We start from the raw sequence: 11,322 nt of genomic DNA, 5'->3' as shown, positions 1-11,322 counted from the left end.
GCCCCACCCCAACCCCTCCCCTGAAGGGGAGGGGCTTAAGATGGGATCACCGCCCCGCCTTCACCTCCGCCAGCAGATCCTTCCGGCTAAGCTTGCCGATCATCGTCTTGGGCAGGCTGTCGCGGATCACCACTTCCTTCACCCGCTCATGCTTGCCGAGCTGGGCGTTGAGCCAGTCGCACATTTCCTTGGCGTCCGCGGTCGTGCCTTCGTTGAGCGCGACATAGGCATGGGGCAGCTCGCCATGATACGGGTCGGGCAGCCCCAGCACGAGCGTCTCCTTCACCGCCGGATGGGTGTAGAGCACCGCCTCGATCTGGCTGGGGAACACCTTGAACCCGCCGACCGCGATCATGTCCTTCAGCCGGTCGACGATGTGGATATAGCCGTCCGCGTCGATGATGCCGACATCGCCGGTGCGCAGCCAGTGATCGTCGACGAAGGTGCCGACATCGGTCTCCGGCCGGTTCCAATAGCCCCGCATGATCTGCGGGCCCTTCACCACGATCTCGCCCGGCTCACCTTCGGGGGCAGGCTTGCGCGGGTCTTCCTTGTCGACCAGCCGCACCCGGGTGCCGGCGATCGGCTGGCCGATCGTGCCGCTCTTGTTGAGCCCGACATAGGGATTGGCCGAGACCACGCCCGAGCTTTCGGAGAGGCCATAGCCTTCGATGATGTGCGCGCCGGTGGTCTGCTCCCAGTTGAGCTTGAGCTGCTCCGGCAGCGGCGCCCCGCCCGAGATGCAGAAGCGCAGCGAGGCGAAGTCACTGGGCCGCATCCCCGGCGCGTCGAGCAGTGCCTGGTACATGGTCGGCACGCCCGGCAGCGAGCGCGGCTTGGTGCGGCGCAGTTCGGTCAGCACCTGGCGGGCGTTGAAGCGCGGCAGCATGATGATCTTGCCGCCGGTGATCACCGTGCGGTTGAGCACGCAGGTATTGGCGAAGACGTGGAAGAAGGGCAGCACGCCCAGCACCGTATCCTCGACCTTGCCGACATCGGGGTCGAGCTCCGCCACCTGCCGCGCGTTCGCCGACAGGTTCTGGTGCGTGAGCACCGCACCCTTGGGCGTGCCGGTGGTGCCGCCGGTATACTGGATCAGCGCGACGTCGCGCTCGGGATCGATGCTGGGGATCGTGCAATCGCCCTTGTTGGCGATCAGCTTGGAGAAGGCGAGAATCCGCGGATCGTGCGGCTTGGCGGTGACTTCGCTGCCACGGAACAATTGGTAGAAGAGCGACTTGGCCGTCGGTAGCGCACCGGCGACCGAGCCGACCACCAGCCGTTCGAGTCCGCTCTTCTCCAGCACCTTGAGCGCGGTGGGGAGGAGCGCGGTCGCGGACAGGGTGAAGAGCAGCTTCGTGCCCGAATCGGTGACCTGCGCCGCCAATTCGTCCACCGAATAGAGCGGCGAGAAGTTCACCACCGTCGCGCCGAGCTTGAGGATGCCGTAATAGGCGGCGACATAATGCGGCACGTTCGGCAGGAACAGGCCGATCCGGTCGCCCGGGCCATAGCCGAGCGCGCGCAACCCGCACGCAACGCGATTGGCGCCGTCCAGCACCTCGCCATAGCTGTAGATGCGACCCATGAAGTCGAGCAGCGGCGCCTGGCGATGGGCCGTGGCGCTTTCCTCGAACAGGTCAACCATGGACCGCGGCGCGTAGCTGCGATCCCACTCTCCTGGATGCCGATAGGCGGTCTTCCAGACCATTTCGGGCTTTGTCATTGACATCAGTGTAAGCAACCCGATTTTGCCATGCAAGCGCGGTTTTGTGCACGCATGCCGGTCCGTCGCGCATCGCCTGCGCCCGGTCTCTACGGCAATCTCCGAGGGTTGGTTCCCGCGACTCAGCGGCCGAGCTGGCGGCTCCAGGTGACCAGCACCGATACGGCGAGAATGCCGAGGTCGACCGCCGCGTGCACCTGCTGCGGCGCGGTATCGCCAGCGCGGTGGGTAAGGATCGCGAGATCGGCATGGGGTCGCGACGGGCGCACGACGGCAAGGGCCAGCGCAATGGCCCCGGCAACCAGCAATAGGCGCTTCTGACGCGACATGGGTCGTTTCTCCCTCCAAACCATCTACACCGCCTGGCGATCGCGGGCAAGGTTAGCGGTGGTACGAAAGGTTAGCGATGGGCCTGCACGAAGGCGCGCGCGCGATCTCTTCCGGCGGCCTTGGCTTCGAACAGTGCGCTATCGGCGCGCCGGTACAGCGCCTTCCAGTCGGTTTCGCGAACAAGGCTGCCGGTGCAGCTGCCAATACTGGCGGTGATCGTCAGATCGAAGGGCATGCGGGCGGTGCGCAGCGCGGCGAGCACCCTTTCGGCCTCGATCGGCTGGGCGGCGGGGGCGAGCAGGGCGAATTCCTCGCCGCCCATGCGCGCGATCAGCACCGAGTCGGGCACCGTCGCGCGCAGGCCGGCGGCGAACAGCCGCAGCACCTCGTCGCCGCCGTCATGGCCCAGCGTTTCGTTGACGCGCTTGAAGTGATCGATGTCGACCAGCAGGAGCTGTTGCGGGTCGGTCCGCCCGATCGCCCGCTGCAGGAAGGCGCGGCGGTTGAGCAGGCCGGTGAGCGGATCGATATCGGCCAGCTTGCGGGCGAGCACCGCGCGGGTGATCGCGGCGTCGCGCTCCTCGCGCAGGAACTTGATCCGGTAGGCCACCGCCAGCGACGAGATCAGCGCTTCGGCGCCCATCGAGAGGACGGTCGAATTGTCGAGCCAGAAGCTCCACGGCAGCACCCGCAGCGATGCCAGCACGCGGGTGGTGGCGAGCACGATCGGCGCGCTCCAGGCAAGGGCGAACAGCCACAGGAAATGCGAGCGCTGGCGCCACGCGCCCAACAGGGTCGGCACGACGATGGCGAGCAGCCCGCCAATGGTGAGCGCATAGAGCAGATCGGCGATACGCAGGTTGATCGCACCGAACAGGACGACCCCCAGCGCCGAGAGCGGCACCGCCAAGGCGACGATGCTCGCCAGCCGGTCCAGCTGGCGCCGCGGCATGTGATCGTGGAAGAAGCTGCGGGTGAACAGCGCGGCGGCGCCGCCCGCCAGCCCCATGAAGAGATAGTTGAAGCGCAGCCGATCGTTGTTCGCCAGCGCGGGCGCAAGCCAGGCGAGCGCGCCCGAAGAGGTGATCGTATAGCCCAGCATCGCCGCCAGCAGCATGCAATAGTGCAGCTGGAAACGGTGGCGCATCGCGCACCACAGCGCCAGATTGTAGACGAGCAGCGCCAGCGCCATCCCCGCGAAGAATGCGTAGAGCGCGGCGAGCATCAGATTGGCGGCATCGCCCTGGCGCAGCGTGGCGATGCGGGGGTCGAGCAGGATGCCGCGCGCATTCGCCGATCGCTGGATGTGGAACAGGACGCGCACCAGCGCGGGGTCGCGCACCGGGACCGGCGCCTGCGCGATCGCGCCCAGCTGGATCAGCGGACTGATCCCGCGGGCATCGCTGTCCCAGCGCCGCAGCTTGCCATCGGCATAGACGAAATGGATGGTCAGGCCGTCCTGCCAGAGGCTGGCGAACCGCACCACGAGCGGATCGACGAAGGTGGAGCGGCGATCGATCGGCCCGGTCAACGCCCAGAAATTACCGGAACCGAAGCGATGCTGCGGCGTCCTACAGTCGAACCGTTCCGGCCGGCTGATCAGATCCTCCACCCGCTGGCCGGTGTCGGGGAGCAGGCAGACGCCAAGTGGTTGACCGGCCACCCCTGCTTGGGCATGGGCCGGGGGTACAAGGCACGCAAACAGCGCGACGAGCGCGATGCAAATCAGCCGGCAGGAAAGGGCACGGACCATAATGGTGTCCCTACGCTTGTCGGACAAAGAAGACGTAAATGAGGCCGATGCCGGGCACTATTGATACTGGCGAGAGCCCTCCCGATCGCACCGGACCGACGCGTGGGAGCATCGCGGCAGCGACGCGTGCTGCTCCTGCCGGCCCGGCGAGCGGCGGGCGGCTGGACGTGGTCGACGTGCTGCGCGGCTTCGCGCTGATGGCGCTGTTCCTGGTGCATGTCGTCGAAAGCTACGAGCTGTTCTGGGCGACCGAGCGGCCCGGGCTGATCACCGACATCGTCTTCGCCCTGTTCATGGGCAAGAGCTTCTCGCTGCTCGCCTTGTGCTTCGGCTTCAGCTTCTTCATCCTGATGGACCGCGCGGCGCAGCGCGGGCAGGATTTCACCGCCCGCTTCGCCTGGCGGCTGCTGATCCTGGAGGCGATCGGCTTCCTCCACGCGCTGATCTATCGCGGCGACATCATGCAGACGCTGGCGGCGATCGGCTTCCTGCTGCTGCTGTTCAACCGGATCCGCAGCAATGCGGTGCTGCTCGCCGGCGCCGGCTTCTGCCTGATCGGACCGAGCCTGATCGTGCAGCTGGTCGCCGGCGCGCTGGGCGCGGGCTGGGCGAACGCGCCGGCGCAGTCCTCGGTCGATCCGGGCATGCCAGTCTATCTGAGCGGCGACCTGTGGCAGGTGCTGCGGGTCAACCTGTGGGCCGGGCAGCAGTCCAAATACTGGTTCTTCCTCGAATATGGCCGGATGGTGCAGATCCTCGGCCTGTATCTGCTCGGCCTGGTGCTGGGCCGCACCGATTTCTTCGGCGACTTGGCGAAGAGCCGCGGCTGGCGGCGGCCGGCGCTGCTCGGTGCGGCGCTGCTCGCGGTGCTGCTGTTTCTGGCGCGCGAGCCGCTGCGCGAGGCCTTTTCGGGCCTGGGCCTGGGGCTGGGTGCGGACCGGGCCTTCTGGGCGCTGATCAACCTGTGGCTCGATCTGGCCGGCACCGCCTTCTGGGCGCTGCTGGTGATCGCGCTGTATGACGGCCGCGCGCGATGGCTGGTGCGGCCGCTCGCCGCGCCGGGACGGCTGACGCTGACCTACTACATCCTGCAATCGGCGATCTTCGTACCGATCTTCTACCATTATGGCCTGGGCAAATATAACGACTGGGATGCCGCGACGCGCCTGTGGGTCGCGCTGGCGGCCATCGCGGTCCAGATCGTCGTCGCGCACTGGTGGCTGGCGCGCTTCCAATATGGCCCGATCGAATGGGTGTGGCGGGCGCTGACCTATTTGCGGCGCGACGTGCCGTTCCGTCGCCGGCCCCCGGCGCGCTGAGGCGCCGGAGGCCGCGCGGGATCAGATGTCCTGCACCAGCCGGCCGTAGAGTTCCGGCCGGCGATCGCGGAAGAAGCCGAAGGCGGCGCGGTGGCGCTTCACCCGATCGAGGTCAAGCGTCGCGGTGATCACGCCCTCTTCCTCCCGGTCGAGCTCGGCGAGGATGTCGCCGCGTTCGTCGGTGATGAAGCTGGTGCCGTAGAAGGTCTGGCCATGCTCGGTACCGACGCGGTTGGCGGCGATCACCGGCACGACGTTGGAGACCGCATGGCCCACCATCGCGCGGCGCCACAGCCGGGCGGTGTCGAGGCTGTCGTCATGCGGCTCGCTGCCGATCGCGGTGGGGTAGAAGAGCAGCTCGGCGCCCATCAGCATCATCGCGCGCGCGGTTTCCGGATACCATTGGTCCCAGCACACGCCCACGCCCAGCTTGGCGCCGGGGCCGTCCCACACCTTGAACCCGGTGTTGCCGGGGCGGAAGTAGAACTTTTCCTCATAGCCCGGGCCGTCGGGGATGTGGCTCTTGCGATAGACGCCCGAGACCTTGCCGTCCGGGCCGATCATCGCGAGGCTGTTATAATGGTGCGGGCCATCGGCTTCGAAGAAGCTGGTGGGGATGTGGATGCCAAGCTCGGCGGCAAGCGCCTGCATCGCCAGCACCGCCTTGTGCTCGGTCACCGGCTTGGCGGTGGCGAACAGGCCCTCGTCCTCGACGCGGCAGAAATATTCGCCCTCGAACAGTTCGGGCGGCAGCACGACCTGCGCGCCGCGGCCGGCCGCCTCGCGGACCAGCTCGGTCACGCGGGCGATGTTCGCGTCGATGTCGTTCGAAAAGGCGAGCTGCAGCGCGCCGACGGTGATCTCAGTCATGACGGTCCTCAGAGCGTGATGCCGAACCGGGCGAGCGCCGCGGTGGTCAGGAAATACAGAAGGATGGTGAGGGCGATGCCCGCGAGGAGCGCCGGCGCGAAGCCGACGCCCGATCGCAGCAGCGCCGGTACGAGCAGGAACATGGGAAGCGAGGGCAGGACATACCAGAAGGTCGCCTGCAAATGGTCCGCCACCCGCACGCTGTCCTGCGTGTCACGCCACAGCCACACGACCCCGAGCAGCGAGATCAGCGGCAGCGAGGCGACCAGCGCGCCGAGCGCGGGACTGCGCCGGGCGAGCATCGCAACGGCGGCGACGATCAGCCCGGAGAGTAGCGCGCGGACGGCGAAGGCGGTCATCCGATCGTGGGGATCTGCTGCGAGATGCAGTGGAAGCTGCCGCCGCCGGTAAGGATATGGTCTGCCCGCTGGCCGACGATGGTGCGGCTCGGGAAGAGATCCTTCAGCGTCTCGATCGCGGCAGGATCGTTGGGCTGGCCGTAGAGCGGCACGACGACGGCGGCGTTGCCGATGTAGAAGTTCATGTAGCTGGCCGGGATCACCTCGCCGTCCTCGTCGAGTACCGCGCCGGGCGAGGGCATCCGCACCACCTCGACGCCGAATGCCTCGGCGCGGGCGACCGCATCGGCGTAGATCGCCGCGTTGGGATCGTCCTCGGCAGGCGTCGGGATCAGCAGCCGGTTGGGGCCGATAAAGCGGGCGAGGTTGTCGACATGGCCGTCGGTATGGTCGTTGGCGAGGCCATCGCCGAGCCACAGCACGCGGGTATAGCCCAGGTCCGCCGCCAGCTTGGCCTCGATCGCGGCGCGGTCGAGATCGGGATTCCGGTTGGGGTTGAGCAGGCACTGCTCGGTGGTGACGCACAGGCCGGTGCCGTCGCCGTCGATCGCGCCGCCTTCGAGCACCCAGCCATGCTTGACGGCGGTGAGCTGCCGGCGGGCGGCGAGGCGCGCGCCGATCGTGTCGTCGCCTTCGAGGTCGTACTTGCCGCCCCAGCCGTTGAAGCCGAAGTCCTGCGCAACGCCGTCGCCGGTGAGGATCCCGGCGGTATCGCGCAGCCAGATGTCGCCGAACAGTTCGGTCACGACCTCGGCGGCATCGCCAGCCATGGCGCGGGCGGCTTCGGCGGCAGCCGCATCGGCGGCGACCAGGATCACGCGCTCGCCGCGGCCTTCTGCATGGACGGCACGGGCAAAGGCGATCACTTCTTCGCGGGCGGGCTCGAGGTCTTCGACCCAGAGGTCAGCGTGGCTGGGAAAGCCGATCCAGACCGCGTCGTGCGGCGCCCATTCGGGGGGAGGGGTACGAGTCATGGCGCGGGCTTTAGCCGTGTCTCGTGACAGGGAAAAGGCCGGGCGTCCGCCAACCCCCAGCCGTCATCCCCGCGAAGGCGGGGATTCATTGGCCGGTGCGTTCGCAGCAGGAGCCGTACCGTCCTGGCAAATGGATTCCCGCCTGCGCGGGAATGACGGTGGTGATGTGGCTGGCCCCTGCCCTTACTGCCCCGCCCGCGTCTTGTCCCGGATACCGCGGAATTCGGCGTCCTTGAACCAGTTCGGCCAGTTGCTGCCCTCGGCCAGTTCGCGGCCCAGCCCGTAATAGATCCGCAGGTCGGACAGCGCGCCGTCCCAGTTCCAGTTGGGATCATATTCGTCCTGCGGCTTGTGGTAGCGCTTGTCGGTATAGTCCTCGGCCGCCTTGGCGCCCGCCGCCTTGCCGCCGACGACAAGATCCTCGCCGCTTTCGCCATAGAGCATCGGCACGCCCAGCTTGGCGAAGCTGAAATGATCCGAGCGGTAATAGCTGCCCTTTTCCGGCGTCGGCTCCATCCCGATCACCCGGCCCTCGGCGGCGACCAGCGGCTTCACCAGTTCCTCGAGCTCCGACTTGCCGGCGCCGACCAGCACGAAGTCGCGGGCCTTGCCGACGATGTCGAGCCCGTCCATGTTCACCCCGCCCACGGTCCTGGCGAGCGGATAGACCGGGTGCTCGGCATAATATTGCGAGCCGATCAGCCCCTGTTCCTCGGCGGTCACCGCCAGGAACACGATGCTGCGCTTGGCCGGCCCCGCCTTGGCATTGGCCTCGGCGAGCGCGACCAGCCCGGCGGTGCCGGTGGCGTTGTCGACCGCGCCGTTGCAGATGTCGTCGCCGTTCACCGGCTTGCAGTGGCCGAGATGGTCCCAATGCGCCGAGAGCAGCACCACCTCGTCCGGCCGTTCGGTGCCGGGCAGGATCCCGATCACGTTCTTCGAGGCCTGGCGCTTGATGCCCACGCCGAAGCTGGCCGAGGCCTTCACGCCCAGCGGCACCGCCTTGAAGCCCTTGTGCCTGGCCGCCTCGACCAGCGCGGCATAGTCCTTGCCGGCGCTGGCGAAGAGCGCTTTGGCCGCATCCTGCTGGATCCAGCCGATCAGCTGCGACTGGTCCGCATGGTCGCCGGGCGTATCCTGCTCAAGCTTCGGCCCGCCCCAGCTGCTCTCGACCACGCCCCAGCCATAGGCGGCCGGCTCGGTATCGTGGATGATGATCGCCGCCGCCGCGCCCTGCCGCGCGGCTTCCTCATATTTGTAGGTCCAGCGGCCATAATAGGTCATCGCCCGGCCGCCGAACGGGCCGTCGAGCGTCATGGTCTGCCAGTCGGGATCGTTGATCAGGAGGACGACGGTCTTCCCCTTCACGTCGAGCCCGGCATAGTCGTTCCAGCCGCGCTCGGGCGCGTTGATGCCATAGCCGACGAACACGACTTCGCTGTCCTTGAGGTCGATCTTCGGGGTGACGCGGTAGGTGGAGAACACCGCCTCGCTGCCATAGGCGAGCGCGACCGGCGTCTTGCCGCCGGCGAAGGCGAGCTTGCTGGGGCTCTGCACGCTGAGTTCGACCAGCGGCACGTCCTGCACCCACTGGCCCTTGTTGCCGGGCTTGAGCCCCGCCTTCTGGAAGCGCTCGATCAGATAGGCGATCGTCTTGTCCTCGCCCGCCGTGGTCGGCTTGCGGCCCTCGAAGGCGTCGGAGGACAGGGTCTGGGTGACGGTCTTCAGCGTGTCGAGCGAGAGGGCGGGGGCTGCGGTCTGCGCCTGCGCAACCGTGGCGGTGGTGGTGAGCAACAGGATCAGCGGCAGGGACAGGCGCATGCAGGGCTCCATCGGCGGGAATCGCACTGAACGTGTCAGGCTGCGGCCCGGCTGGCAATCCGCGGCTGCGGTGTTCGCGGATTGCGAAATGCCGCGCCGGCCTTAGGCTGGCATCGCAATTCCATGGGGGGATAGATGAAGACGATGGTTCGTGCCGCGTTGTTGGCGGCGGTGGTGATGCCGGTCACGGCGATGCCGGCGGCGGCGCAAAGCAAGGATGCGGCGCGATTCGGCAGCCGCGAGTTGGTGCAGCAGATCAGCCTCTCGCCCGACGGCAGCCATGTCGCGATGATCGAGCCGGTACAGGGCCGCGGATCGGCGGTCGTCGTCGCCGATCTTGCCACCGGCACCACCAAGGTGGTGCTGCGATCGAGCGGCCATCCCGACCGGCTGACCAACTGCCACTGGGCGAGCGACACCCGGATCATCTGCAACGTCTATCTGATCGAAAAGCTGGTCGAGAAGCTGGCGTTCACCCGCATGGTCTCGCTCAACAGCGACGGCTCGGACCTGAAGGTACTGAGCGCGCGCGAGAGCGCGAACGCGCTGGGGATGATGCAATCGGGCGGCAGCATCATCGACTGGGGCCCCGATGGCGCCAATGGATCGGTGCTGATGACCCGCACGTTTGTGCCCGAATATTCGACCGGCACGCATCTCGCCAGCTCGGCGGAAGGCATGGGCGTCGAGCTGGTCGACGCGACCAGCCTGCGCCGCAGGACGGTCGAGGCCGGTCGGCCCGGCGTGCGCGAATATATCAGCGACGGGCATGGCACCGTGCGGATCATCGGCGTCGAGTCGGTCCATGAAGGCGGCCAGCGATCGGGCCATCTCGTCTACAGCTATCGCCTGCCCGGCAGCCGCGAATGGAAGAAGTTCGGGGACCTGACGATCACGCCGACGGGTGACGTCGGCTTCAACCCCTATGCCGTCGATCGCGATGCCAACCTCGTCTATGGCTTCGATGATGCCGGGGGGCGCAACGGGCTCTACAGCATCACGCTCGACGGCACGCTCACCCGCAAGCTGGTGTTCGCGCACCCCCAGGTAGACGTTAGCGGATTGGTGCGGATCGGGCGGCAGCGGCGGGTGGTGGGCGTCAGCTTCGTTACTGACAAGCGGACGACCGAGTTTTTCGATCCGGAGCTGCAGAAGCTGCGCGTCGCGCTCGGCAAGGCGCTGCCCGGCAAGCCGCTGGTGACCTTCATCGACGCGAGCGCCGACGAATCGAAGCTGCTGCTGTTCGCCGGCGGCGACACCGATGCCGGCACCTATTATCTCTATGACAAGAAGACCCATGGCCTGGCGGAGGTGCTGCCGTCGCGGCCGCAGCTGAGCGGGACGGCGCTCGCCAGCGTGCGGCCCGTGACGTTCCCGGCGGCGGACGGCACGCCGATCCCCGGGTATCTCACCCTGCCGGCGGGCAGCGACGGCAAGAACCTGCCGGCGATCGTGATGCCGCATGGCGGCCCCGGCGCGCGCGACGAATGGGGTTTCGACTGGCTGGCGCAGTTCTACGCGGCGCGTGGCTTTGCGGTGCTCCAGCCCAATTATCGCGGCTCCACCGGCTATGGCGACGCCTGGTACCAGAAGAACGGCTTCCAGTCGTGGCGCACCGCGATCGGCGACGTCAACGATGGCGGCCGCTGGCTGCTGAAGCAGGGCATCGCGGCACCGGGCAAGCTGGCCATCGTCGGCTGGTCCTATGGCGGCTATGCGGCGCTGCAGACCTCGGTGCTCGATCCCGATCTGTTCAAGGCGATCGTCGCTGTCGCCCCGGTGACCGATCTGGAGACGCTGCGCGGCGAAGCCTATGGCTTCACCAACTACGCGCTGGTCGACGCCTTTATCGGCCATGGCCCGCATGTGCGCGAGGGTTCGCCGGCGCAGAACGCCGCAAAGATCAAGGCGCCGGTACTGATCTTCCATGCCGACGAGGATCTGAACGTCGGCATCGGCGAATCGCGGCTGATGGCGTCCAAGCTGCGCGGGGCCGGCAAGCAGGTCGAACTGGTGGAGTTCAAGGGCCTCGATCACCAGCTGGAGGACGACACCGTCCGTACCCAGATGCTCGACAAGAGCGACACCTTCCTGCGCACCGCGCTGGGCCTGCCCGCAAAGCCCTGAGAGGCTGTTTGGAAATGCGCCTCAGCGCATTTCGCGGCACCGG

General features: G+C 67.5%; 9 protein-coding genes. 2 read left to right on the top strand and 7 right to left on the bottom strand.

The genetic code is table 11. The features are described from left to right. Window positions 1-46: 46 nt before the first annotated feature. The 3 genes from SAZ01S_RS12245 to SAZ01S_RS12235 all read right to left on the bottom strand — a co-directional run bounded on the left by SAZ01S_RS12245 (window position 47) and on the right by SAZ01S_RS12235 (window position 3,809). Window positions 47-1,726 carry an AMP-binding protein gene (locus SAZ01S_RS12245; RefSeq protein WP_084582556.1) on the bottom strand — a complete coding sequence of 560 codons (1,680 nt, stop codon included), beginning with the start codon at window positions 1,724-1,726 and terminating at the stop codon, window positions 47-49. Between the two features lie 122 nt (window positions 1,727-1,848). Beyond that, window positions 1,849-2,055: a hypothetical protein gene (locus SAZ01S_RS12240; RefSeq protein WP_084582555.1), complete on the bottom strand. Its 207-nt coding sequence runs from the start codon at window positions 2,053-2,055 to the stop codon at window positions 1,849-1,851. 71 nt (window positions 2,056-2,126) lie between these two features. Beyond that, the gene (locus SAZ01S_RS12235; protein WP_084582554.1) at window positions 2,127-3,809 is read right to left on the bottom strand and encodes a sensor domain-containing diguanylate cyclase; all 1,683 of its coding nucleotides are present in this window, start codon (window positions 3,807-3,809) and stop codon (window positions 2,127-2,129) included. Between the two features lie 38 nt (window positions 3,810-3,847). Between SAZ01S_RS12235 and SAZ01S_RS12230 the strand changes: the two genes are divergently transcribed. Then, window positions 3,848-5,128 carry a DUF418 domain-containing protein gene (locus SAZ01S_RS12230; protein ID WP_245824802.1) on the top strand — a complete coding sequence of 427 codons (1,281 nt, stop codon included), beginning with the start codon at window positions 3,848-3,850 and terminating at the stop codon, window positions 5,126-5,128. Between the two features lie 21 nt (window positions 5,129-5,149). On the opposite strand, the gene aguB is transcribed toward SAZ01S_RS12230, so the two are convergent. The 4 genes from aguB to SAZ01S_RS12210 form a co-directional block, all read right to left on the bottom strand. Further along, a complete protein-coding gene (aguB, locus tag SAZ01S_RS12225) occupies window positions 5,150-5,998 on the bottom strand; it encodes an N-carbamoylputrescine amidase (protein ID WP_084582552.1) in 849 nt (282 codons plus the stop codon). 8 nt (window positions 5,999-6,006) lie between these two features. Continuing rightward, complete coding sequence (locus SAZ01S_RS12220; protein WP_084582551.1) at window positions 6,007-6,357, bottom strand: DUF3147 family protein; 351 nt, start codon at window positions 6,355-6,357, stop codon at window positions 6,007-6,009. Beyond that, window positions 6,354-7,331 (bottom strand): agmatine deiminase family protein, encoded by a 978-nt coding sequence (locus SAZ01S_RS12215; protein ID WP_084582550.1) that lies wholly within the window; start codon window positions 7,329-7,331, stop codon window positions 6,354-6,356. The genes SAZ01S_RS12220 and SAZ01S_RS12215 overlap by 4 nt, the downstream gene beginning before the upstream one ends. Before the next feature lie 183 nt (window positions 7,332-7,514). Then, entirely contained in the window at window positions 7,515-9,152 is a 1,638-nt protein-coding gene (locus SAZ01S_RS12210) for a M28 family metallopeptidase (protein ID WP_084582557.1), read from the bottom strand. A gap of 135 nt (window positions 9,153-9,287) precedes the next feature. Between SAZ01S_RS12210 and SAZ01S_RS12205 the strand changes: the two genes are divergently transcribed. Beyond that, window positions 9,288-11,279: an alpha/beta hydrolase family protein gene (locus tag SAZ01S_RS12205; RefSeq protein WP_084582549.1), complete on the top strand. Its 1,992-nt coding sequence runs from the start codon at window positions 9,288-9,290 to the stop codon at window positions 11,277-11,279. The last annotated feature ends 43 nt before the right edge of the window (window positions 11,280-11,322 follow it).

The sequence above is a fragment of the Sphingomonas azotifigens NBRC 15497 genome, from assembly GCF_002091475.1.
GTDB lineage: Bacteria > Pseudomonadota > Alphaproteobacteria > Sphingomonadales > Sphingomonadaceae > Sphingomonas > Sphingomonas azotifigens.
The sequence above is the reverse complement of the archived record's forward strand: the minus strand, read 5'-3'. Positions and strand labels throughout refer to the sequence as shown.